Here is a 23,444-nt window from a genome sequence, read left to right on the forward strand (position 1 = left end):
TTTATGACGCAACAGCAAGAAAATTTGTCCGCTTTTACCGATGGTGAGCTCAATGAAGGCCATGGTGATTTAGTCAATGCACTGAAACAGGATGAGCAACTGCAACAAAAGTGGCAGCGTTATCATCTGATCAGAGACGGTTTGCGCGGTGAGCTAGGGCAGTCAACAGGGTTTGACGTCGCCGCTTCCATTGCTGCGGCTATCGAGGATGAGCCGGCAATTGTTGCTCCTAAGCGCACCTGGCAAGATTTGCCGGTTGTCTCGACGGTTGTGCCACTGTTTAAGCAGTCTGGGCAGTATCTGGTTGCAGCGTCAGTTGCCGCAGCCTTGATATTAGGCGTGCAGAATTACAATCAGCCCAGTGACAGTGAGCCATTCATGACTGCGACACCGATCTCGGGTCCGCAGGGAAATCTGACTCCGGTAAGTCTAGAGCAAACGCGGTCGGTACAACGTAATGACATGGCCGAGTTGCTGGAACAGCGGAAAATGATTAATGCGCTGATTGCTGATCATCAACGTCAATTGCAAATGAAGCAGTCACATCAATTTGACAAAGAAGAACGTGTGGAGCAAAAGGACGTGCAACAGCCTCCACAACAACCGTAAGTGAACAGTCTTCGGATTTTAATGCACTCAATACGTGTTGTTTTACGACAGTTAAAAATAGCCGCCGCCTGCGTTTGCAGTGCGGCGTTTTTCGTGGTTGATGTAGGGGCTGCTCAGCCATCAGAACCTCAAATAACAGACGCTCAACCTGCCGATGCACAAGTGGATGTGGCGGTAAAGCGCAGCGGAACCGAATGGTTGTTCAAGATGAACCAGAGCATCCAGCAGCGCAATTATCAAATATCTATGGTGGTCCATAGGCCCAATCTTGATGCGGTTCCCTACCTCTGGCGTCACGGTGTTTTCGACGATGGCGTCACTATGGAGCAGCTCAATAGTCTGAATGGGCCGGGCAAAGAGTTTATTCGCGTCAATAAAACAATCAGTGTGTTCGAGCCAGATGTCGCGCCCTATAGTGTGACAGGAGAACTGATTGATGGACCAATCCCAAATCAACTGCTTTCCGACCCGCTTTCATTGCAAACGGCTTACGAATTCATTGCGGTTGGACGAGGCCGGGTATCGGGGCGTGCCGCACAACAGATACGCATTGTAAGTCGCGACAACACGCGTTTTTCTTACCAGCTTTGGGTAGATGAAAACAACGGCATGCCGTTAAAGTTCAATATGCTGGATGGGAATGGACAATTGATTAAGCAAGTGCAGGTAACTCAGATGGTGATGTCGGAAAAACCGGATCCATTCTTTGCGCGCATTAATCATGATGTGTTACCGCCAGTATCGGCGATGAGTCGTACTCAGCATCAACATCAATGGCGTATCACCTACATGCCTACCGGCATGCGAGAAGTTAAGCGTAACACCCATAGGCTTCACATTACGGGTCAGGTTGTTGAATATGCGATGTTGACCGATGGACTGGTAGAGGTCTCGGTGTATGTTATGCCAGTCACCAATAATCATCAGAATAGTATCTTTCGACATGAGACAAAGACGTTACTGATGCGCACCGATGGTGATATTCAGGTCTCTGTTATTGGTGAAATCCCACCGCAGACGGCAAATAAAATTGCCATGTCGCTAGCTTCTCGAGTGCGTTAATTATGATTGAAGAAGTGGGGGTTGTGACTGCTGTCAATGGCAATTCGGTGACGGTTGAAACGGCCATAAAGTCGACCTGCGGAAGTTGTCAGGCTCAATCGAATTGCGGCACAGGGGCGATAGCTAGAGCTCTGACGCCGCGTGCTGAAACGATCCATTTGATATCGGACCTGCCTGTGCATGTAGGGCAGCGTGTGCGCTTGGGGATCCCCGAAGAGGCGCTGTTAAGCGCGTCCGTGTTGCTTTACCTGGTACCACTGATGGTGTTGGTTATCAGTAGTGTTACCTTCAATGCGTTGTTACCGTGGGTAGGTCTGTCACACGAGTTCTGGACGATTTTATTTACATTGATTGCGACCTTAGCGGGATTTGTGGTGCTCTCAAATCGGTTGAAGCGACGTGAAACGGCGCACTATCAGCCCAAAATTCTCGGTATCTTGCTTGAACCACCCCAAGGTATAACACCTGCATCCTAATTGATCCGTTCATTTGCTTAAAAATTCGCGTTTTAAGGTGTTTCCGCGTAAAATCCGGCGGTTGAATTCAATGGTTGCGGTTATGGGATGTCGCGCTCAAAATGAGCGAAATTGTCACCGAAACCGTAATGGTACAGTGTGCTGTGTGAATTTCCAGCACCCCCTTTTTTTCACATTTTTATCAGGTAGTTTCAAACGCAATGCAGCATAAGCACATTCGCAACTTCAGCATCATCGCCCACATTGACCACGGAAAATCGACGCTTTCAGATCGACTCATTCAGCATTGTGGAGGGCTAAGTGAACGTGAAATGGCTGCGCAAGTGCTGGATTCAATGGACATTGAGCGGGAACGCGGTATTACCATCAAAGCGCAGAGTGTCACACTGAATTACACCGCCAATGACGGTGAAACGTACCAACTGAATTTTATCGACACCCCAGGGCACGTGGACTTTACTTATGAAGTATCTCGTTCTCTGGCCGCCTGCGAGGGAGCATTGCTTGTGGTTGACGCGGGTCAGGGGGTTGAGGCGCAGACATTGGCAAACTGTTACACCGCCATCGATATGGACATGGAAGTCGTGCCAATTTTGAACAAAATTGATTTGCCACAAGCCGAGCCTGAACGCGTGGCGGAAGAGATTGAAGATATTGTCGGTATCGACGCTGTCGATGCCGTGCGGTGCTCGGCGAAAACCGGTGTAGGCATTGAAGCTGTGCTGGAAGAAATCGTCAAGCGCATACCGCCGCCAGTCGGTGAAATAGATGCACCGCTGAAAGCGCTGATTGTTGACTCTTGGTTTGACAATTATCAGGGCGTCGTATCGCTGGTGCGTATTGTCCAAGGTTCTCTCACTGCGAAAGATAAAATTCAGATCATGTCGAATGGTCAGGTGCATCAGGTTGACAAAATTGGTGTGTTCACGCCCAAAGCCCTGGATACCGGCATGTTAAAAGCCGGCGAGGTAGGGTTTATCATTGCCGGCATCAAGGAAATTCATGGTGCCCCGGTCGGTGATACGATTACGCTGGCAAAAGCGCCATCAACGGAGCCGCTACCCGGTTTTAAGAAAATTAAGCCTCAGGTTTATGCCGGTTTGTTTCCGGTCAGTTCGGATGATTATGAAGATTTTCGCGATGCGCTGTCTAAACTGAGCCTCAACGATGCATCACTGTTTTATGAGCCGGAAAGTTCTTCCGCATTGGGCTTCGGTTTCCGGATTGGCTTCCTCGGCATGCTGCATATGGAGATCATTCAAGAGCGTTTAGAGCGCGAGTATGATCTGGACTTGATTACCACCGCTCCCACGGTCGTTTACGAGGTTGTTACTACCAAGGGAGAAACGCTGCGCGTTGATAACCCATCAAAACTGCCTCCGGTTAATGACATTGAAGAAATTCGCGAGCCTATTGTGCAAGCCAATATTCTGGTACCACAGGATTACCTGGGGAACGTCATAACGCTATGCGTCGAAAAGCGCGGGCATCAAACGAATATGGTGTATCACGGTAAACAAGTTGGCTTGACCTATGATTTACCGATGGCGGAAGTCGTGATGGACTTTTTTGATCGTTTGAAGTCAACCAGCCGTGGCTTTGCTTCACTGGACTATAATTTCAAGCGCTTCCAAACCGCCGACATGGTGCGTTTGGATATTATGATAAACGGGGAGCGCGTAGACGCGTTAGCCGTGATCACGCACCGTGATAATGCGCAGCATCGCGGCCGTGAACTGGTTGATAAATTGCGCGAACTGATCCCGCGCCAAATGTTCGATATCGCCATTCAAGCCGCCATCGGTAATCATGTGATTGCCCGTAGTACGGTCAAGCAACTGCGTAAGAACGTTATCGCTAAGTGTTATGGTGGTGATGTCAGCCGTAAGAAAAAACTCTTACAGAAACAAAAAGAAGGTAAAAAGCGTATGAAGCAGGTCGGCAACGTCGAGTTACCGCAGGATGCGTTCCTGGCTGTATTGAAAGTGGGTAAATAATGGCAAATTACTTTTCTCTGATTCTGGTTATTGTCACGGCTGTTAGTGGTCTTATCTGGTTGTTGGATGCCTTGGTACTGGCACCAAAACGCAAAGCGAAAGCGGCGTCTGCGCCATCCAGTGAAGGCGGCGCAGCAACGCTTGGCGTGGTAGAGCCAAAAGAACCGTATATTGTTGATACGGCGAAACAGATTTTCCCGGTGATTGCGTTTGTTTTGGTGTTGCGTTCTTTTTTGTACGAACCGTTTCAAATCCCATCCGGTTCAATGATGCCTACCTTGCTGGTAGGCGACTTCATTTTGGTTGAGAAGTTTGCTTACGGTTTGAAAGACCCCGTCGCGCGACACAAATTTGTTGAAATGGGCCAGCCCGAGCGTGGCGATATCGTGGTTTTCAAATACCCCGAAGACACTCGGATTGATTATATTAAGCGTGTGGTTGGCCTGCCTGGCGATGTCATTGAGTACCGCAACAAACAGGTGTTTGTAAAACCTGCCTGTGTATCGGGCGAAACCTGTGTCGACCCTTACGCGATACCGTTGACATTCGTGAATCGCGGTGAGTTTGTGCAAAATATGGCACAACTGGAGCGATACACAGAGGAAATGGGCGACGCGACTCACGATATCCTGCGTCACCCTGTGCGAGAGGCGCATCCTTCGCAGTTTTTCACGCAGCCAGGCACACGTATGAACCAGTGGATTGTTCCTGAAGACTCCTATTTTGTGCTCGGTGATAACCGAGACAACAGCCGCGATAGTCGTTTTTGGGGGTTCGTCAAAGATGAACACCTCGTGGGTAAAGCGGTGGCTATTTGGATCAGTTTTGAATTCGAACGCGACAAAGATGATATTTTGCCAACATGGGTACCCACCGGTATTCGCTTCAGTCGCTTTGGCGGAATTGATTAATGTCAGGTGCTGAGGCTGCGGTGCGGCATGTGAAAACGCACTTTGGTTATACGTTTCAGAACCCCGATACGCTCACGTTAGCGCTCACTCATCGTAGCGCTGCAAAGCAGCACAACGAGCGCTTAGAGTTTCTGGGCGATGCCGTACTCGGCATGGTGACGGCACAATGGCTTTACGAGCACTTTCCTAAAAGTCCAGAAGGAAAATTGACACGGATGCGCAGTTCGCTGGTCAAAGGCGACACGCTTGCGGCTATCGCCAAGCAAATTTCTTTAGGTGATTTTATTTTGCTTGGTCCCGGCGAAATGAAGAGTGGCGGTCATCGACGCGCTTCGATACTTGCCGATGCGGTTGAAGCGATTTTCGGCGCCATCTACATGGAAGCGGGCTTTGAAACGTGCCAGGAAGTGATCCTCAGTGTGCTCGCGCCACGAATGAAAAAACTCGACCCCGATGAGCATCCAAAAGACAATAAAACTCGCTTGCAAGAGTTCCTACAGGCACGCAAGCAGCCTCTTCCAGAATATGAAGTGCTTGCCATTCATGGGCAGGATCATAATCAAACCTTTGTTGTGGAATGCCGTGTCGTTGGGCTGAAACAGCCGATTGAAGGGCGCGGCGTCAGTCGTCGTAAGGCTGAGCAAGAGGCCGCTCAACTGGCCTTTACCCATCTTCAATCGGAGCTGAGCGCATGAGCACAGAAACACATTGCGGCATGGTTGCCATTGTCGGTCGGCCCAACGTCGGTAAATCGACTATTTTAAATCAATTGTTGGAACAGAAAGTCAGTATTACTAGCCGTAAACCGCAAACCACCCGGCACCGCATATTGGGCATAGACACGCGTGAAGACTGCCAGACGGTGTACGTTGATACGCCAGGGTTACACAGTGATGAGAAGCGAGCGATCAATCGAGTGATGAATCGTGCAGCATCAAGCTCGCTGGGTGAAGTTAATCTGGTGTTGTTTATCGTTGAGGGCACACGTTGGACCGACGATGATGCCATGGTACTGACCAAAATAAAGCATTCAGGTCTACCCTGCTGGCTGGTAGTGAATAAAATTGACAAGATTGCTCAACAAGCTGATCTGGTTGATCAGCTGCGCTGGCTGAATGAACAACACGATTTTGCGCATACCATTCCCGTGTGTGCAAAAAATGCGAAGAATATCGACGTGTTAAGAAACTTGGTGATACAGGCCCAGCCGGTGAGTGAGTTTTATTTCCCTGAAGACTACATAACCGATCGTTCGAGCCGTTTTATGGCGGCTGAAATTATTCGTGAGAAGTTGATGCGTTTTACTGGCGATGAGCTACCGTATTCGGTGACGGTCGAAATTGAACAGTTTATGCAAACAGAGACAGGCATGCTGCGCATCGGTGGATTGATACTGGTTGAGCGAGAAACGCAGAAACGCATGGTGATTGGCAAAGGTGGTACGCATCTCAAACGGATAGGTGCTGAAGCGCGCAAAGACATGGAAAACCTGTTCGATAATAAAGTGTTTTTAGAATTGTGGGTCAAAGTAAAATCTGGCTGGGCCGATGACGAACGAGCCCTTCGTTCGCTGGGCTACTCTGAAGATTAATCAAAGGAGGAGGGCATGACACGTCTTGCTGATATTCGTGAAAGTTACACACGGGGTCACCTGACTGAAGACGACTTGACCGCCAATCCTTTTGAGTTGTTCAATCGTTGGTTGTCAGAGGTGATTGACAGTCAGATGCCGGACCCTACCGCCATGACCGTGGCAACAGTCGACGCGCACGGCCAACCTAGCCAGCGCATCGTACTGCTTAAAGATGTACAGGCGGACAGCTTTGTGTTTTTCACCAACTTGGGGAGCCGAAAAGCCAAAGAGCTGGCACTGAATAATAAAGTGTCACTGCACTTTCCTTGGTATTTACTCGAACGGCAAGTTCGTGTGTGCGGCGTCGCTGAGCGTTTATCGCGTTCAGCTGTGGCGGCGTACTTCTTATCTCGCCCTAAAGAAAGTCAACTTGCTGCGTGGGCCTCAAAGCAGAGCCAACCCATCTCCACGCGCGAATTACTCATGACACAGTTTAGTCAGCTAAAACAGAAATTTGCCAATGGTGAGGTCCCGGTGCCAGAATTTTGGGGAGGCTACCGCGTGTTACCTCATCAAATCGAGTTCTGGCATGGGGGCGAACATCGCATGCATGATCGGTTTGAATACAACAAGCAGACTAACGGGCAATGGACCACTCAACGTCTGATGCCATAAATATGTCGCACGGCGATATGATTGACAGCCATTGCCATCTGGACGCTGATGCGTTTATTCATGACTGCGAGCAGGTGCTTGAACGTTCAAAAAGCCGCGGTGTTAGCACTCTGCATGTGCCGGGCACGACAGCAGACAAATGGACAGAACTCGTCAAACTCAGTCAACACCCGATGATTGATATTTCGCTAGGGTTGCACCCCTATTTTTTGACGGATACGACCTGCGCCGAACGCGATTTGGTTCAGCTTGATGTGGCTCTGAAACAACACGCTCATCAGGTTGTTGCCGTTGGTGAGTGCGGGTTAGACGGCATGATATCGATCCCAATGACGTTGCAGCATCGTGTTTTTCAGGCGCAGATAACCCTCGCACAACAGCACCAGAAACCGTTAATCGTTCATGCGCGCAAGACCCACCATTTGATTATGCAAGACCTTAAATCAACGCAATACCATGGCCGGGGAATCATCCACGCATTTAGTGGCCCAGTAGACGTGGCAAAGCCATATCTTGATAGAGATTGGCTGCTTGGGATTGGCGGCACCATCACCTATCCGAGAGGTCGAAAAACTCAGGAAACCATCAAATGCGTTGGACTGGAACATCTTGTTTTAGAGACAGACGCCCCAGACATGCCATTGCGTGGCTATCAGGGGCAGCGAAATACCCCTGAACGGCTGGGTCAGGTAGCGCAAGCCGTAGCACAGTTGCTGGATGTGTCTGTAGCGCGCGTCATCCAACAAACTACACAGAACTATCAACAATTAGTGTCATCAACATAGTGAGGCTCAGCGCTTGCTCAATAGCCGTGCCTTTGCACGCCATTGGCGCTGAAATTTAAAGCGTAATTTATAGAATCCGCGGGTAATGTAAAGAGCGCCCAGTGCAGCTAGCAGCATGAAAACTAATCGCTGTTGATTCAATTGTTGCTGATATTGGGTGTGGTGTGCCATGAGTTGCGGTGTGGCTAGTTGCACTTGTAGGTAACCGATAACCTGCTTATCGTCGACAACATCGGCGACGAACGTAAGCCGTTCGGCGGTCAGCGAGTGATGTTTTTCAAACTGCTTCCGCGCAGCATTGATAACGCTGTTGTGACGCCCAGCACCGGCTAAAAATCGGCCCCGAAAATCATACAGTGTCGCGCTGACGGTGTGTGGGTCTGTGAGTAGCTGGTCGAGCGCATATTGAATGCGCTGCTGGCTTTCCTGCTCATCATAGTTGCGCACCCAACTCGCTAATTGCAGAGCTTTTTGCTGACTAAGGCTGCGGCCTAATTGTTCGGCTTGCACGGCATACCAGGCTTGCGATTGTTGTTGATCAACCCACCACAGGTTAATACCCACCGCGACGCCTATCAACACAAGGATAAGATTGGCAATACGCTTGTAAACCGTGTAAGTGCTATGTGTTTTTATGGTTCAACACCTGAGGGGAAAATCTGACAAACACAATAAGTCATCGACCTTAACTTGCCAAGAGTTGTTTTTTAACGGCTAAGGTTTGTTACACTTCGACGTATGCCAATTTACGATCATCAACACCGTGACGCCAATTCCACTGCATTTTGATGCGATAGACACTCAACATTACCGCGGCTTTGCGCACTTTGCGCAAACTCAATTGACTCAATCAGGGCAGGGCGATCGGCTAAGCCTTGCTCAGGCACGCTCCATCGGTATTACCTCAGAAGGACAATGGCAGCCGTTGGATGCCCAGCAGGAATTAGATGAGACTTGCGTGCATTTAATCATCGATAGCCCCACTATCGAGCTCGTGCAGACCTTATTGTCTGAGATCGAACGTGTATACCACATAGAACGGTTTATTGTGCATCCGCAAAGTGACTGGGTACAGGGGCAAGTCGGCATTGTGTTACCTTTTGACAAGCACGTGCAAGCGGACGAGGAAAGCTTAGCGGCCATAAAGTCCTATTTTGCAACGTTCGCGCAGCAATACAACATTGAAACTGCACTGATCACTCGAGCGCCGAGACTGCATCAATCCGGGTTACTTGTGATGGACATGGACAGTACCATTATCGCGGTTGAGTGCATTGATGAGATTGCTAAATTAGCCGGCGTCGGTGACGCCGTCGCAGCAGTCACTGAACGAGCCATGCGCGGAGAACTGGATTTCGCTGACAGTTTGCGATCACGTGTGGCTTGCCTGCAAGGCCTCGATGAAAAAGCGCTGGTGCAAGTTCGCGATGCACTACCGCCTATGCCCGGACTGGCTCGACTGGTCAGCGTGTTGCAATCGCACGGCTGGAAAATTGCCATCGCGTCGGGTGGTTTCACTTTTTTTGCTGATCATCTCATGCATCGCTTTCAACTGGATGCCGCTGTTGCCAATGTGCTGTCAATGACACAAGGGAAACTGACCGGTGAAGTTGATGGCGCGATTGTGGACGCGCAACGAAAAGCCGATACCGTCAACTTGCTGTCGAAACAATGGCATATTGAGCTTACGCAAACCATCGCCATGGGTGACGGCGCGAATGACTTAGCGATGATGAAAGCTGCTGGGTTGGGTGTGGCCTTTCATGCTAAACCCGTGGTCGAACAGCGAGCCGATGCTGCTGTCCGACGAGGCGGATTGGACCGGCTGTTATTATTGATTGCTTAAGCGTTTCGCAAATGACACCGCGTACGCCGGTGAGCGCATTTGTAGCACCGGATCGGCACTGGCTTTAAAGCCTGCAGACATGACGTTAGGGTCGAAGTTAATGGGCACGCAGGCTTCATCGCCGGCATCCTGCAATGTGATTTTGCCAAGTGCCACGCGAGGGCGGTCTTTGGGCCATTGAATGGACGGGTCGATGTCAGGATCCTGAGGTTCGCCGACCACCGCCTGCAACACAAACGATACATCACCCTCGGAAAGTTGGGCGGTGAGTCTGTCCGCCAGAAAGTCAGCGGGCTTCCCTTCCAACTGTGTCTCATCCAATATTTCAACCGGCAGCGTGGGTGTTAACTGCCAACGAAACTTGGTGCGCTGTGCATTGGTTTTATCATAATAAAATGTATGAATACCAAAGAATTCTGTATTCGCGTATGAGGCTGCTGGCTTTGCGCTCGCCTGCCACGCTACGTGCGCTTGTACACTGGGATGCTGTTGAATGAAAGCGCCAGTTTTGGCAGGATCGCGTTGGCCATTGTCGTCTGGCAGCAATGTCGACAGAAAACCGAAGAAGGTGGCTGGATCTTTTCCTGCAAACACGGGGAAATTATTGCCGGTGAAATTGTGAATACGGCCATCGGGTAATTTTATTTGCAATCCTACACCGCGTGCACCGGCGATACGTTCATCGCTGTGAGGATTGCCACCGCCCAAAGAAAACCTCAGCGTTACCGGCAGCTCACCTGAATTCAGTAGTGGCGCTCCACGAAAAGCCTCACTGACTTCAGGCGAAAATGTCCCTGTGGCACAGACGCCACGCGCGTGTGCTTTTCGAAACCCCGCGTGCTTGCCACTCAGTTTTTCAAATAATTCAATGAAATCCGTCGCTTGTGGTTTGGCAAGAGGGTCCTGCGCCATCGCTGGGTTAATCATTGACGAAGTGGTTAGCGCCACAACGGCTGCGGCAAACACATGATGAAGTTGATGGGTCATTATCGATAAGCCTGTGTTGAAGTATTGTCTTAGTATGCACGCAATGGCAGAACGGATTGCACGATCTGCATTGCGATTGCTGATGGTTAATTATAGGTGTCACGAACCCGGGGGCATTTAGTGTAAAAATGCCAGCAAAGGCCATTCCTGTCGATATTTCGGACCGCCTGTCGACAGGGCTTATTTCAACGTGGCGATTAATGCTTCAGTAGCGCTTCAATATTGTCAGTGCCGACCACATGAGAATGTGGCACCTGATGGTTGGCCGCGATTTGCTCGTCAGGGATGTTATAACGGTGCAACACATCGTCGGTTATATCAATCAGGTTACCCATGGCATAGACATTCCAAAGCTGCTCCTCCAGCTCTTTTGCGCGATGAATGGCGTAAACGCTGACGTAGTTAATCTCGGATTGCAGTGTGTCTAAATCCGGTCTTCCCGTGAGCGACACATACACATAGACAGCAATAAACTGGCCGTTTTTCATTGCCGTGCTGATGAATGTACGTCTTTCTTCGTGGTCCAAAAACTGTTCGGCAAAACGAGGTTTAATGGCTTCATTAAAATCCTCTTGTGAGGGGTCAAACGCAATAAAAAGTTCCCTTTCCAATGGGTTTGGCTCTACTTTAAGTTGTTTTAACGCTTCTTGAATAAATGCGTACTGCCGGGTTCGGTCGCGGTACAGAAATTCCAGATTAAACTCGCCTGGTTCGGCAAATTGCTGCCCCAGGCGTGCTAATCGCGTGTTTTGACCGTAGTTGATCACATTATCGGGCACAAATCGTCCATTATCTTTACGAATAAAAAATGCAATGTTGGCGACGTTTTTGGCGTAAATGCAGCGCAACGCATGACCAATGCCGGGAATTTCTTCTTCATCAGGGTAGGTTTTTAACCGGTTACGATTATGCTTAATTAGGTCTTCAAAAAACTGTTTGGCAACATTGCCCGACTCATTGATGACTTTTAAGTGCAACACATTGCGATCAGCACTGATGTTTACCACGCGATACTGCAAATTGACCAGCTTGTATTTTTTTGTGATTTTCTGCAGCTGCGGAAAAGCGATGGTGACTCGACTATTCACGGGACCATGAAAAAAGCTGTCCAGCTCTAAGCGCAAACCTTGAACTGACACATCTTCACTCACGCCTTCCAGTTCCATGTCTTCGAAACGTAGACTGACTTTTGAGCGCAATTGATAGCGATTTTCTAATCGCTGCTCTAAATATTTAAACCGGAATACCTTGACCAATTCCGGTAACTTGTTGCGTGGATGTCCAAAGCGTTTCAGTTTGACTAACTCACTGCGTTTTACGCCATGTTTTTCATAGCGCTGTTGGCCTAGTTCAGAGGTAATGTCTGTGACCAAGAGAATATGTTTCAGGTGTTTCAAGCGCGCCATCAAACGCGGTGTGGGTGGGTGATTCTGGCGCTTGACCGTATCGCTGACAGAGTCCGGGATCGACAGTGGTGAATAAGCTTGCTCGGGTGTCATATCAGTCAGTTGCAATTTAAATACCCGCCAACTCACTTTCCGCGAACCAAACCCCAAATACACCGAGCTGACGTCAGGCTCAGAATTCAATTCCTGTCGTGTGGCAGAATAAAAGTACACTTTAGCGTCTTTGACATGGGTAAACACATAGACGAACATTTCTCGTTGCTCATGTGGCATACGCGCCATCTGCGCAATACGCTCATGGTTGAGCATAAAGCCAATGCGCTGAGCGTCAGTTTCATCCTGCCAGTACTGAAGTATTTGGCGATTAGCATCATTTACCATGGCATACCGCGGTATGTATTGCTCGTCTACAAGGTCGATGAACACCGGGAGAGACGGGAAACGAGGCGTGTAGAATTGCTCGCAGGTTTTACTTTTAATGGCGTCAACGGTATTGTCCATATTGACTTTGTAGCGGCGTTTATTGCCGTGGATAAATTTCTCAAGAAAATGATCAAATGCCGGATTCACATCATCCTCAGCACGAACTAAACGAAGGCGTTGTTCTCTATCGATACGCTCAATATCAAGAATTTGGTACTCAATGCCTTGCTTTTTATCCAGCGCATATTCAGCCTCCATACCACGAAAATAAACCGATAACTTTTCACCCGGCTTAAACAGATAATTCGAATTCAGCTTCACACGCATACCCGTTCGAGAGATATCCATACTGGTCGCCATTACCGAATTGTTATGCTCCGTAAAAAGCTCCAATGCCACCGCGTAGTTCATGCGTTCGTTGTCACGCTTGGGGTAATCTAACAAGGTGGTGGTTGGAATTGAAAATCGTGTGAGAGGGTCCTGCTCGGTCGTTTCGTTTGTTGTACTATCAGGCTGAGTTTCCAATGCTTTACGCATGAGTTGTAAATTATTTTCGGTGCGATGCACTGCTTCATATACACCTAAAGTGTATTCACCGAATAGTCTGAGTTGCTTTTCGAAGGTTTCTATTGCGATATCATCAAGATAGTGGTTTCGCCCGTCATGTTCGTACAGTCGGCACTCGCCGTCGACTTTGCCCCGTAGATCAATCACTCGAATACAGGGCCGCGCAAGCCGTTTTAACTCCATTTTCAACAAAAACCGTCGATCCCGCGAAAGGTGACTAGCCACTTGATTGAGCACCTGATTAAATTCAGGCTCATTGATCATAGGCTTAAGCCGCTCAATCAGGTCGTGGTATTCGTGTATATCTTGAGTCATAGAGGTTTGAATTGCTTTTCGGTAATTCCAGTTTGGAGTGCGCTGACGATATCGTGTAACCTTTATCGGCACATTTGTCCTCAACCGTAGTGTCGGTTCATATTTACCCATCACCGCCACGTCGCAATTATTCTGCATAACGGGTTGAAAACGCAACGTAAACTTTTTTTATAGTAGAGAATACATGGCTAAACGCAAAACTGCCTTTGTTTGTTCAGACTGCGGTGCAGAGTTTCCACGATGGCAAGGGCAGTGTAACGACTGTGGTGCCTGGAATACTATCTCTGAAATTGTTCTGGCACCGGCTAATAGCAGTACAGCGCGTAACCTATCCGGTTACGCTGGGCATACCAAAGCGGAAATCACTCCCTTAAACAAAATTGAGTTAGGCGCATTGCCTCGCTTTAGCTCAAGCTTTAGTGAATTGGATCGCGTTTTGGGTGGTGGTGTTGTTCCGGGGTCTGCTCTGTTAATTGGTGGCTCTCCGGGCGCAGGCAAGAGTACGCTGTTGTTGCAAGTCATGTGTGCTTTGGCTGAGCATAGCGCGACACTTTATGTGACCGGCGAGGAGTCACTCCAGCAGGTTGCGCTGCGAGCGCAACGGTTAGGTCTGCCGAACGACAAACTTTCCCTGTTGGCGGAAACCAATGTTGAAACCATTTGCCAATTAGCCCTGCAACACAAGCCACAGGTGATGGTGATTGACTCTATTCAGGTCATGCACGTAGCGGATGTGCAATCTGCACCGGGCAGTGTATCGCAGGTGCGCGAGAGTGCTGCTTATCTGACTCGGTTTGCCAAGCAGGAGCATATTGCGATGTTTATCGTCGGTCATGTGACCAAAGAGGGGCATTTAGCCGGCCCTAAAGTACTGGAACACTGTATCGACTGTTCCATGATGCTCGACGGTGATAGCGACAGTCGTTACCGCACCTTGCGCAGTAACAAGAATCGGTTTGGCGCGGTCAACGAGCTGGGTGTGTTTGCAATGACCGAGAAAGGATTAAAAGAAGTCAAAAATCCTTCGGCAATTTTCTTAAACCGGAACGATCTTGAATCACCCGGCAGCAGTGTGATGGTGGTGTGGGAAGGAACACGACCCCTGCTGGTCGAACTGCAAGCGCTGGTGGATTACACACAATTGAACAACCCCCGTCGGGTGGCAGTAGGATTAGAACAGAATCGTATGGCCATGCTGTTGGCGGTTTTGCATCGTCACGGTAACATTCAAATGAACGATCAGGACGTGTTTGCTAATGTGGTTGGCGGGGTAAAAATCACGGAAACAGGAGCCGATTTGGCGCTATTGGTCGCCATGGTTTCGAGTTTCCGCAACAAAGCACTCGCTAAAGACCTGATCGTGTTTGGAGAGGTTGGGCTAGCTGGCGAAATTCGCCCCGTACCGAATGGCACAGAACGACTTTCCGAGGCCGCAAAGCACGGTTTTAAGCGCGCCATTGTGCCGTTAGCCAACAAGCCTAAGACGGCCATCCGTGGCATCGATGTGGTTGGCGTTAAGCGTTTGTCCGACGCGTTAGAAGCGCTGGGGTTTTAGGCTGAACTGGAGAACTCACCGCACATTGCTATGCTTATATTACAACCTGAATTAATGCGACTTTGGTTAGTGCTCGCTGAGCTTACCGGCATCGCACGCAATAGACTCATACAAAGCAAATACGATACTAGGAGATCTGAATGAAAAAAAATAATCAGTGGATAGCGTTAGTGATGACATCGGTGTTAGTCACTGCCTGCTCTGACAAGACGCAGGATGAACGATTGGAAGGCGTCGGTTTGACTGATGAAAAGGGCGAGTCGGCGTTGGCTGAGTCGCTTTTTTGTACTGGCACTGCGTCAGTGTTGGGCGAAGCCGCAACGCAAACCGATACATTAGCAAAGTGGCAGGAAACTTTTGCTACCATTGCGGAAAATGCAAGTAAGCAGGCTAAGTTACACCGCGGTGAAGATGGTGCAGCAGTGGATACACGGTTAAACGTGATTAAAGCCCAAGCGTCAGGCAACATTGATCGCTTGAGGGATGAAGGGCAGACGACCAAATTAACCGAGCTTGCTGAAGAAACCGTCGCGCAATGTGCGCATTTTACTCAGCCGCGTTAAGCGACTGAGTAACGTGTCACTGAGTCGTCACCAAACCGTTTCTTTTATTTAGCCATCCGCTTGTATTTCAAGCGGTGTGGCTCTACAACGTCCTGACCGAAGTTATCTTTCAGCCATGCTTCGTACTCGTTGTAGTTCCCTTCAAAGAAGTTCGTTTTACCTTCATCACGATAATCCAGAATGTGGGTTGCTACACGGTCGAGAAACCAACGGTCATGCGAAATTACCAAGGCACAACCAGGAAACTCCAGCAGTGCATTTTCCAAGGCTCGTAAGGTTTCGACATCAAGGTCGTTAGTCGGCTCATCCAGCAAGAGAACATTTCCGCCTGCTTTAAGCAACTTGGCTAAATGGAGTCGGTTGCGCTCGCCACCCGATAAGTCTTTGACAAATTTTTGCTGATCGGTGCCTTTGAAATTAAAACGGCTGCAATACGCACGACTGTTAATCTCAAACGTACCAATGCGAATAATGTCCTGATCGTCGGAAATCTCTTTGTAGACCGTATTTTTTTCGTTCATGTGGTCGCGAAACTGATCTACGCTGGAAAGCTGAACGGTGTCACCCAGCTCGATGGTGCCTGCATCGGGCTGCTCTTCGTCGTTTAACATGCGAAACAGCGTCGATTTACCTGCCCCATTGGGGCCTATGATGCCAACGATGGCGCCTTTAGGCACAGTAAAGTTCATGTCGTCGATCAACACCCGATCGCCGTAAGACTTTTTCAAATGATTAATTTCAATGACTTTATCGCCCAAGCGTTCGCCGGGAGGAATAAACAATTCATTGGTTTCATTGCGTTTTTGGTAGTCGCCCGTATTCAGTTCTTCAAAACGCGACATACGCGCTTTGCTCTTCGCTTGTCGTCCTTTAGGATTAGCCCTGACCCACTCTAATTCCTGTTTAATCGATTTCTGACGGGCGCTTTCAGTGCGTTCCTCTTGCGCTAAGCGAGCTTCTTTTTGCGCTAGCCAAGAAGAATAGTTTCCTTCCCAAGGGATCCCTTCACCGCGATCCAGCTCCAAAATCCATCCAGCAACGTTGTCGAGGAAATACCTGTCGTGGGTAATCGCAACGACCGTACCTTCATAATCGTGTAAAAAGCGTTCCAGCCAAGCCACGGATTCAGCATCCAAGTGGTTGGTTGGTTCGTCAAGTAATAGCATGTCTGGTTTTTCTAACAACAAACGGCACAGTGCCACGCGGCGTCTTTCACCCCCAGACAATTTAGTTACATCGGCGTCCCAGGGCGGTAAACGTAATGCATCAGCGGCGCGCTCTAGCGCGTTGTCTAAATTATGCCCATCTTTAGCCTGAATAATGGCTTCGAGTTCACCTTGCTCTTTGGCCAGCGCGTCGAAATCAGCGTCTTCTTCCGCATACGCCGCATAAACTTCTTCAATACGTTGCAAGGCGTGCACCACGTCTTGCACCGCTTCCTCAATGTTGCCGCGCACAGTCTTGCTTTCATCAAGCTTAGGTTCTTGTGGCAGGTAGCCTATGTTAATGCCGGGTTGGGGGCGTGCCTCACCTTCGATATCGGTGTCAATGCCTGCCATTATACGAAGCAGGGTCGATTTACCTGCACCATTTAAACCGAGCACGCCAATTTTAGCGCCAGGAAAAAAGCTTAACGATATGTTTTTGAGAATATGTCGATTCGGGGGCACAATTTTGCCAACCCGGTGCATGCTATATACGTATTGCGCCATAAAGCGAACTCTTGTCGAAAAAATAAGATGGCTATTGTAATTAATTCGACACAGGTTGCGCTACCGCATTAGCACCTTTTATTCGAATGCAATAGAATTGACAGGATAAACACGCAGACAAAGGACACTCATGCAGGATTTTTCTATTGCACACATCGCCGAAAAGCTGGATGCAAAAGCCGTCGGCGACGAGGCTTTCTTGCAGCAACGCATCTCAGGTATTGGTACGTTGGCATCCGCGCAACCGCATCATCTGTCTTTTTTTACTAACGTTAAGTATAAATCTGACTTAGTTGACACGCAGGCGGGGGCCATATTAATTGCCCCTGACCACCAAGACTTAGTGGGCGAGAAAGCGCTAGTGGTTAAAAACCCGCATGCGGCTTTTGCGCGCGTGGCTCAGTGGTTTGATGTTACACCGGCTATTGCACGTGGCGTGGCTGGGTCGGCAAGTATTGATCCTTCAGTTCGTTTGGGCGATAACGTGAGCATTGGCCACAATGCGGTTATTGCTGCAGGCGTTTTCCTTGGCGACAACGTTCAAATTGGTGCAAACACCGTCATTGGCGAAAATACAGTGGTAGAAGCTGACAGTAAAATTCATCCCAATGTGACTATTTATCATAATATACGTATTGGCAGCCGTGTGGTTATTCATAGCAATAGCATTATTGGCGCGGATGGCTTTGGCTATGCAAACGACCGAGGCCAATGGCTACCGATACCACAAATTGGTCGGGTTGTGATCGGCGATGAAACCCATATTGGCGCCGGAACCACGATTGACCGCGGAGCCTTGGAAGATACCATCATTGGCAAAAATGTGATCATTGACGATCAGGTGCATGTCGGGCACAACAGTGAAATTGGCGACCACAGTTGCATCTGCGGTACAACAGGGATCGCAGGTAGCTGTAAAATTGGTAAGTATGTGATCATTGGTGGCGGTTGTGGAATCAATGGCCACATTAGTATTGCAGATAAAACTCAGATAACGGCTTTTTCAATGGTCACCAGCGACATCAAAGAAGCCGGCGTCTATTCCTCTGGGCAACCCGCCACGCTGAATCGCGATTGGCGTAAAAATACGATAAGAGTGCGTCAATTGGATGACTTGTTTGGGCGAGTAAAAGCGTTAGAAAAGCGCGTGATTAGCGAAAAATAAGCGCTAATCCTTGCGTTTTTCCTGACAGAGGGTGAGTTTCTGGCTAAACAGGTATACTTAGCCCTCAAAATGACTAAAATATGCGCTCGTTGTTTTCTCAAAATTCCGCTGTAAGGAGCTGCCATGCTGTCACGTACTATGAATATCGCCGATTTTGATCCTGAATTAGCCCAAGCCATCGCCCATGAAAATACACGCCAGGAGCATCACATCGAGCTGATCGCCTCTGAAAACTATTGCAGCCCACGTGTGTTGGAGGCGCAGGGTTCTCAACTGACAAACAAGTATGCAGAAGGCTACCCCGGCAAGCGATACTACGGCGGATGCGAATATGTAGACGTGGCTGAGGAACTCGCTATTGAGCGGGCCAAGCAATTGTTTGGCGCTGATTACGCAAATGTGCAGCCTCATTCAGGATCGCAGGCTAACACGGCTGTGTTTATGGCATTGATCAATGCGGGCGATACGGTGCTGGGAATGAGCTTGTCTGATGGTGGTCATTTGACACACGGTTCTCACGTGAACTTTTCAGGCAAAACCTATAATGCTGTTCAGTATGGCCTGAACGAAGAAACCGGCGAAATTGATTACGCGCAGGTTGAGGCATTAGCAGAAGAACATAAGCCGAAAATGATTATTGGTGGTTTTTCAGCGTATTCAGGTATTGTTGATTGGCAACGATTCAGAGCGATTGCCGATAAGGTTGGCGCCTACTTGTTGGTGGACATGGCGCACGTTGCTGGGCTCGTCGCCGCTGGTTTGTATCCTAATCCGCTTCCGCATGCGCACGTTGTCACCACGACGACTCATAAAACCCTTGCAGGGCCACGTGGTGGATTAATCCTTTCATCGTGCGGTGATGAAGCTTTGTATAAAAAATTTAACAGCTCGGTGTTCCCTGGCAATCAAGGCGGCCCGCTTTGTCATGTTATCGCGGCAAAAGCCGTGGCGTTCAAAGAGGCATTGCAACCTGAATTCAAGACCTACCAGCAGCAAGTGCTGGACAATGCGAAAGCGATGGTCTCAGTGATGCAGTCGCGAGGCTATAAAATTGTCTCTAACGGCACCGACAACCATCTTTTTCTACTGGATTTGATTGATAAAGATATTACCGGTAAAGACGCTGACGCTGCGCTGGGTCATGCGAATATTACGGTGAACAAAAATTCAGTGCCGAAAGACCCACGCTCTCCTTTTGTCACCAGTGGCCTGCGTCTTGGAACGCCCGCCATCACTCGGCGCGGATTTAAGCAGAATGAAGCGGAGCAGGTGGCTACCTGGATTTGCGACGTACTGGACAACATGGGCGATGACAGTGTGATTGAGCGAGTGAAATCCGAAGTGGTTGCGCTGTGTGAGCGCTTCCCTGTTTATCCGAACTAAGATTTTATGCATTGTCCTTTCTGCAGTGCGCAAGACACTAAAGTGATTGACTCGCGTTTGGTGACCGATGGTCACCAAATCCGGCGTCGTCGCGAGTGTGTAGATTGTCACGAGCGGTTTACCACCTTTGAGTTTGCTGAGCTGGTGATGCCGCGCGTGGTCAAACGAGACGGTACTCGCGATCCGTTCAATGAAGACAAAATGCGTGCGGGTATGCAGCGTGCTCTGGAAAAACGCCCTGTCAGTACAGAGCAAATTGAGGAATGCATCGTTAAACTGAAATCGGCACTGCGCGCCACGGGTGAGCGCGAAGTTTCCAGTGAGATGGTCGGTAATCTCATTATGGATGCACTTAAAGAGCTCGATAAAGTCGCGTATGTGCGATTTGCGTCTGTTTATCGTTCGTTTGAAGACATTCGTGAGTTTGGAGAGGAAATTGCCAGACTTGGCGATTAGTCGAGTTATCGACGAAACTTATATGCGCCGTGCCATCGAACTGGCTGCGAATGGGCGCTTTTCCACGTCGCCGAACCCTAATGTGGGTTGTGTCATTGTCAGTCAGCATCAGCGCATCATCGGTGAAGGTTTTCATCAATATGCCGGGGGCCCGCACGCCGAGGTGAACGCACTCGCTGGCGCCGGCGACCAGGCACGTGGGGCAACGGTTTATGTAACGTTGGAACCTTGCAGTCATTTTGGGCGAACTCCGCCTTGCGCCGATGCTTTGATTCAAGCGGGTGTTTCACGCGTTGTGGTAGGCATGCAAGACCCGAATCCACAAGTGTCTGGACAAGGCATCCGACGCCTGCAGCAACAGGGCATTGATGTGACTGTTGATGTACTGCCAGAAGCTGCGGCAAATCTGAATCGCGGTTTTATTAAACGAATGCACACGCAACGCCCTTGGGTCACTGTAAAGCTGGCCGCAAGCCTGGATGGGCGAACAGCATTGGCCAATGGCAAAAGCCAGTGGATCACCGGTTCATCCGCGCGGATGGACGTGCAACACCATCGCGCACAGAGTTGCGCAATCTTAAGCGGTGCAGATACGGTGCTGACGGACAACGCCCGGTTGAATGTGCGCCTTAGTCCGCATGATTTGTCTGTAGAAGGCTTCTTTAGTGACGCTGTGCGTCAGCCTGTTAGAGTGATTATTGACGGGCAAAATCGCTTGCACGCAAAACTCAGTCTTTTTTCTGAACCCGGCCGCTGTATCATCGTCAATCGACGGCATAATCACAGCCTGGACGCGGTATCATCGAAACTGACCCCGATTGAGCAGTGGCAGTTACCGGCAAATGATAAGCATATTTCGCTCGATGTCCTGATGAGCCGATTAGGCAGAGACTTTAATCAGATTTGGGTCGAAGCTGGGGCGAGCTTAAGTGGCGCCTTAATTGCGCAAAAGCTGGTGGATGAGTTGATAATTTACCAAGCGCCCAAATTGATGGGGCATGCAGCAAGAGAATTAGTGACGATGCCCGGGGAAGGGCAAGCTTATACTGATATGGAGAGTCTACCGTCAATGACCGTCGACAGCGTACACAGGGTCGGTGATGATGTGAAAACCGTGTTACGTGTGGCGTCGTATTAGTCAAATCGAATCAAACCAAGAGAACGCAATGTTTACAGGGATCATTTCAGCCGTTGGGCATATACAATCGTTGGAAAAACGTGGTGATGATATGCGTGTTACGGTAGCGGTTGGCAAGTTGCCCATGCACGATGTCGCCTTAGGCGATAGCATCGCCACCAATGGCGTTTGCTTAACAGTAGTTGACTATTCTTCAACACATTACAGTGCCGACGTATCAGCTGAAACGCTGCGTTATACTGGCTTTGCTGATTACCGCGTCGGTAGTCGGGTCAACCTGGAAAAAGCACTGGCCGCGAATGGTCGATTAGGTGGGCACATTGTCAGTGGTCATGTAGATGGTGTTGGCACTGTAACGCGTGTGATTGATCACACCAAATACGTAGAGATTTGGGTCAAAGCGCCTGACAGTTTGGCGAAATACATTGCGCACAAAGGTTCGATAACCACGGATGGAGTGAGTCTGACCGTGAATCAGGTAAACGGCGCTGAATTCATGCTGTGGGTGATACCTCATACACTCGAAGAAACGGTTATTGGTGACTACAAGGTAGGAACTAAAATCAATCTTGAAGTTGATCTAATCGCACGCTACCTCGAGCGATTATTGCAAGGTGAGCATGCAGCGAAGCCGACGGGTTCGTCAATTGATGAAGCGTTTTTGGCTGAGCATGGTTTTCTGAATAAAAAATAACGAATGAACGTTTCGCGTGACATTTGACCCTACAAAGAGAGAGTTATGGCATTAAATACACCGCAAGAGTTAATTGACGACATTCGCAATGGTCGTATGGTCATTCTGATGGATGACGAGGATCGCGAGAACGAGGGGGATTTGATTATGGCGGCTGAGCACGTCACTCCCGAAGCAATTAACTTTATGGTGACACACGCTCGTGGATTGGTTTGTCTGCCGATGACGGCAGAGCGATGTCGTCGATTGAATTTGCCGTTGATGGTCAATAACAATGGCGCACAGTTTTCAACCAATTTTACGGTATCCATCGAAGCGGCAGAAGGCGTGACTACAGGCATTTCGGCGGCCGATCGTGCGCGCACTATTTTGGCTGCGGCATCGCCACAGGCAAAAGCCAGCGATATTGTGCAACCTGGGCATATTTTCCCACTCATTGCGAAAGAAGGCGGCGTGTTGAACCGAGCCGGTCATACTGAAGCCGGTGTTGATTTAGCGCGTCTTGCAGGCGCAGAGCCCGCTGCCGTTATCGTAGAGATCCTGAATGATGATGGCACCATGGCGCGTCGACCACAGCTTGAAGTGTTTGCTGAAAAACACGGTATTAAGATTGGCACGATTGCCGACTTGATTGAGTATCGCAATCTGAATGAAACGACGATTGAACAGGTTGCCCAATGCCATCTACCCACGCAGTTTGGTGACTTTGAATTGTTCACCTTTCGCGATGTCATTGACAACCAACTGCACTTCGCTTTAAAGAAAGGCGATATTCACCCCGATAGCGATACACTCGTGCGTGTGCATTTGCACAACACGTTTTCTGATCTGTTAGGTTCAACTCGCTCACTTAATCGCTCGATGACCCTGCCACAGGCGATGCAGCGAATTGCTGATGAAGGCGGCGTGTTGGTGTTGCTGGGTAAAGAAGAGGATATTGCACAACAAGTGAAGCAATTTGAGATGGAGGATCGCGGTGAATCGCCTACGTCAGCCGACTGGAAAGGTAGCTCACGTACGGTGGGTGTTGGGAGTCAGATACTGGCAACGCTGGGTGTGCGTAAGATGAAGCTGTTGAGCAAGCCGGTCAAATACCACGCTCTGTCTGGTTACGGCCTGGAAGTGACAGAGTATATTCACGAATAA

Annotated in this window: 22 protein-coding genes; 18 read left to right on the plus strand and 4 right to left on the minus strand. The window is 49.3% G+C overall.

Annotated elements, in window-relative coordinates:
- The first annotated feature begins 3 nt into the window (after window positions 1–3).
- From KIU71_RS05190 to KIU71_RS05230, 9 genes are all read left to right on the plus strand, one after another.
- Entirely contained in the window at window positions 4–609 is a 606-nt protein-coding gene (locus KIU71_RS05190; protein ID WP_214130103.1) for a sigma-E factor negative regulatory protein, read from the plus strand.
- A gap of 21 nt (window positions 610–630) precedes the next feature.
- Entirely contained in the window at window positions 631–1,671 is a 1,041-nt protein-coding gene (locus KIU71_RS05195) for a MucB/RseB C-terminal domain-containing protein (RefSeq protein WP_214130104.1), read from the plus strand.
- A 2-nt stretch (window positions 1,672–1,673) separates the two neighbouring features.
- Window positions 1,674–2,147, plus strand: coding sequence for a SoxR reducing system RseC family protein (locus KIU71_RS05200; RefSeq protein WP_214130105.1), 474 nt, complete (start codon window positions 1,674–1,676; stop codon window positions 2,145–2,147).
- Between the two features lie 200 nt (window positions 2,148–2,347).
- Window positions 2,348–4,144 (plus strand): translation elongation factor 4, encoded by a 1,797-nt coding sequence (gene lepA, locus KIU71_RS05205; RefSeq protein WP_214130106.1) that lies wholly within the window; start codon window positions 2,348–2,350, stop codon window positions 4,142–4,144.
- Complete coding sequence (gene lepB / locus KIU71_RS05210) at window positions 4,144–5,055, plus strand: signal peptidase I (protein WP_214130107.1); 912 nt, start codon at window positions 4,144–4,146, stop codon at window positions 5,053–5,055. The genes lepA and lepB overlap by 1 nt, the downstream gene beginning before the upstream one ends.
- On the plus strand, window positions 5,055–5,750 hold the full coding sequence (gene rnc, locus KIU71_RS05215; RefSeq protein ID WP_214130108.1) for a ribonuclease III: 696 nt from the start codon (window positions 5,055–5,057) through the stop codon (window positions 5,748–5,750). The genes lepB and rnc overlap by 1 nt, the downstream gene beginning before the upstream one ends.
- A complete protein-coding gene (gene era / locus KIU71_RS05220; RefSeq protein WP_214130109.1) occupies window positions 5,747–6,646 on the plus strand; it encodes a GTPase Era in 900 nt (299 codons plus the stop codon). The genes rnc and era overlap by 4 nt, the downstream gene beginning before the upstream one ends.
- Before the next feature lie 15 nt (window positions 6,647–6,661).
- Window positions 6,662–7,303, plus strand: a complete 642-nt coding sequence (gene pdxH, locus KIU71_RS05225; protein WP_214130110.1) for a pyridoxamine 5'-phosphate oxidase — start codon at window positions 6,662–6,664, stop codon at window positions 7,301–7,303.
- Window positions 7,276–8,088 (plus strand): TatD family hydrolase, encoded by an 813-nt coding sequence (locus KIU71_RS05230; protein ID WP_250207261.1) that lies wholly within the window; start codon window positions 7,276–7,278, stop codon window positions 8,086–8,088. The genes pdxH and KIU71_RS05230 overlap by 28 nt, the downstream gene beginning before the upstream one ends.
- 6 nt (window positions 8,089–8,094) lie before the next feature.
- Here KIU71_RS05230 and KIU71_RS05235 read toward each other — a convergent pair whose 3' ends face one another.
- Window positions 8,095–8,652 carry an AhpA/YtjB family protein gene (locus KIU71_RS05235; protein WP_214130111.1) on the minus strand — a complete coding sequence of 186 codons (558 nt, stop codon included), beginning with the start codon at window positions 8,650–8,652 and terminating at the stop codon, window positions 8,095–8,097.
- A 157-nt stretch (window positions 8,653–8,809) separates the two neighbouring features.
- Between KIU71_RS05235 and serB the strand changes: the two genes are divergently transcribed.
- The gene (gene serB / locus KIU71_RS17785) at window positions 8,810–9,934 is read left to right on the plus strand and encodes a phosphoserine phosphatase SerB (protein ID WP_250207262.1); all 1,125 of its coding nucleotides are present in this window, start codon (window positions 8,810–8,812) and stop codon (window positions 9,932–9,934) included.
- Here serB and KIU71_RS05245 read toward each other — a convergent pair.
- Complete coding sequence (locus KIU71_RS05245; protein WP_250207263.1) at window positions 9,920–10,921, minus strand: catalase family peroxidase; 1,002 nt, start codon at window positions 10,919–10,921, stop codon at window positions 9,920–9,922. The genes serB and KIU71_RS05245 overlap by 15 nt on opposite strands.
- 197 nt (window positions 10,922–11,118) lie before the next feature.
- Window positions 11,119–13,632 carry a PilZ domain-containing protein gene (locus tag KIU71_RS05250; protein ID WP_214130112.1) on the minus strand — a complete coding sequence of 838 codons (2,514 nt, stop codon included), beginning with the start codon at window positions 13,630–13,632 and terminating at the stop codon, window positions 11,119–11,121.
- A 184-nt stretch (window positions 13,633–13,816) separates the two neighbouring features.
- Here KIU71_RS05250 and radA point away from each other — a divergent pair, with 184 nt between their 5' ends.
- The gene (gene radA, locus KIU71_RS05255; protein WP_214130113.1) at window positions 13,817–15,187 is read left to right on the plus strand and encodes a DNA repair protein RadA; all 1,371 of its coding nucleotides are present in this window, start codon (window positions 13,817–13,819) and stop codon (window positions 15,185–15,187) included.
- A 140-nt stretch (window positions 15,188–15,327) separates the two neighbouring features.
- Window positions 15,328–15,750 (plus strand): hypothetical protein, encoded by a 423-nt coding sequence (locus tag KIU71_RS05260; protein WP_214130114.1) that lies wholly within the window; start codon window positions 15,328–15,330, stop codon window positions 15,748–15,750.
- 44 nt (window positions 15,751–15,794) lie between these two features.
- Here the strand turns inward: KIU71_RS05260 and ettA are convergent, their stop codons facing one another.
- A complete protein-coding gene (ettA, locus tag KIU71_RS05265; RefSeq protein ID WP_214130115.1) occupies window positions 15,795–17,462 on the minus strand; it encodes an energy-dependent translational throttle protein EttA in 1,668 nt (555 codons plus the stop codon).
- Between the two features lie 130 nt (window positions 17,463–17,592).
- Between ettA and lpxD the strand changes: the two genes are divergently transcribed.
- From lpxD to ribBA, 6 genes are all read left to right on the plus strand, one after another.
- Window positions 17,593–18,627, plus strand: coding sequence for a UDP-3-O-(3-hydroxymyristoyl)glucosamine N-acyltransferase (lpxD, locus tag KIU71_RS05270; protein ID WP_214130116.1), 1,035 nt, complete (start codon window positions 17,593–17,595; stop codon window positions 18,625–18,627).
- A 123-nt stretch (window positions 18,628–18,750) separates the two neighbouring features.
- Window positions 18,751–20,010: a serine hydroxymethyltransferase gene (glyA, locus tag KIU71_RS05275; RefSeq protein ID WP_214130117.1), complete on the plus strand. Its 1,260-nt coding sequence runs from the start codon at window positions 18,751–18,753 to the stop codon at window positions 20,008–20,010.
- 6 nt (window positions 20,011–20,016) lie between these two features.
- Window positions 20,017–20,466: a transcriptional regulator NrdR gene (gene nrdR / locus KIU71_RS05280; protein WP_214130118.1), complete on the plus strand. Its 450-nt coding sequence runs from the start codon at window positions 20,017–20,019 to the stop codon at window positions 20,464–20,466.
- Window positions 20,456–21,604, plus strand: a complete 1,149-nt coding sequence (ribD, locus tag KIU71_RS05285; RefSeq protein WP_250207264.1) for a bifunctional diaminohydroxyphosphoribosylaminopyrimidine deaminase/5-amino-6-(5-phosphoribosylamino)uracil reductase RibD — start codon at window positions 20,456–20,458, stop codon at window positions 21,602–21,604. Before nrdR ends, ribD begins: the two co-directional genes overlap by 11 nt.
- 28 nt (window positions 21,605–21,632) lie before the next feature.
- Window positions 21,633–22,298 carry a riboflavin synthase gene (locus KIU71_RS05290; protein ID WP_214130119.1) on the plus strand — a complete coding sequence of 222 codons (666 nt, stop codon included), beginning with the start codon at window positions 21,633–21,635 and terminating at the stop codon, window positions 22,296–22,298.
- Between the two features lie 45 nt (window positions 22,299–22,343).
- Entirely contained in the window at window positions 22,344–23,444 is a 1,101-nt protein-coding gene (gene ribBA, locus KIU71_RS05295; RefSeq protein ID WP_214130120.1) for a bifunctional 3,4-dihydroxy-2-butanone-4-phosphate synthase/GTP cyclohydrolase II, read from the plus strand.

Origin of the sequence: Alteromonas oceanisediminis, assembly GCF_018474025.1 — a bacterium.
Lineage (GTDB): Bacteria > Pseudomonadota > Gammaproteobacteria > Enterobacterales > Alteromonadaceae > Alteromonas_E > Alteromonas_E oceanisediminis.

Coding starts and splice junctions, on each gene's coding strand:
- KIU71_RS05195 (WP_214130104.1), top strand. CDS start 631: ATGCACTCAATACGTGTTGTTTTACGACAGTTAAAAATAGCCGCCGCC.
- KIU71_RS05260 (WP_214130114.1), top strand. CDS start 15,328: ATGAAAAAAAATAATCAGTGGATAGCGTTAGTGATGACATCGGTGTTA.
- KIU71_RS05290 (WP_214130119.1), top strand. CDS start 21,633: ATGTTTACAGGGATCATTTCAGCCGTTGGGCATATACAATCGTTGGAA.
- rnc (WP_214130108.1), top strand. CDS start 5,055: ATGTCAGGTGCTGAGGCTGCGGTGCGGCATGTGAAAACGCACTTTGGT.
- KIU71_RS05245 (WP_250207263.1), bottom strand. CDS start 10,921: ATGACCCATCAACTTCATCATGTGTTTGCCGCAGCCGTTGTGGCGCTA.
- lepA (WP_214130106.1), top strand. CDS start 2,348: ATGCAGCATAAGCACATTCGCAACTTCAGCATCATCGCCCACATTGAC.
- lpxD (WP_214130116.1), top strand. CDS start 17,593: ATGCAGGATTTTTCTATTGCACACATCGCCGAAAAGCTGGATGCAAAA.
- KIU71_RS05190 (WP_214130103.1), top strand. CDS start 4: ATGACGCAACAGCAAGAAAATTTGTCCGCTTTTACCGATGGTGAGCTC.
- pdxH (WP_214130110.1), top strand. CDS start 6,662: ATGACACGTCTTGCTGATATTCGTGAAAGTTACACACGGGGTCACCTG.
- glyA (WP_214130117.1), top strand. CDS start 18,751: ATGCTGTCACGTACTATGAATATCGCCGATTTTGATCCTGAATTAGCC.
- ribBA (WP_214130120.1), top strand. CDS start 22,344: ATGGCATTAAATACACCGCAAGAGTTAATTGACGACATTCGCAATGGT.
- KIU71_RS05250 (WP_214130112.1), bottom strand. CDS start 13,632: ATGACTCAAGATATACACGAATACCACGACCTGATTGAGCGGCTTAAG.
- KIU71_RS05200 (WP_214130105.1), top strand. CDS start 1,674: ATGATTGAAGAAGTGGGGGTTGTGACTGCTGTCAATGGCAATTCGGTG.
- lepB (WP_214130107.1), top strand. CDS start 4,144: ATGGCAAATTACTTTTCTCTGATTCTGGTTATTGTCACGGCTGTTAGT.
- KIU71_RS05230 (WP_250207261.1), top strand. CDS start 7,276: ATGGACCACTCAACGTCTGATGCCATAAATATGTCGCACGGCGATATG.
- era (WP_214130109.1), top strand. CDS start 5,747: ATGAGCACAGAAACACATTGCGGCATGGTTGCCATTGTCGGTCGGCCC.
- ettA (WP_214130115.1), bottom strand. CDS start 17,462: ATGGCGCAATACGTATATAGCATGCACCGGGTTGGCAAAATTGTGCCC.
- nrdR (WP_214130118.1), top strand. CDS start 20,017: ATGCATTGTCCTTTCTGCAGTGCGCAAGACACTAAAGTGATTGACTCG.
- radA (WP_214130113.1), top strand. CDS start 13,817: ATGGCTAAACGCAAAACTGCCTTTGTTTGTTCAGACTGCGGTGCAGAG.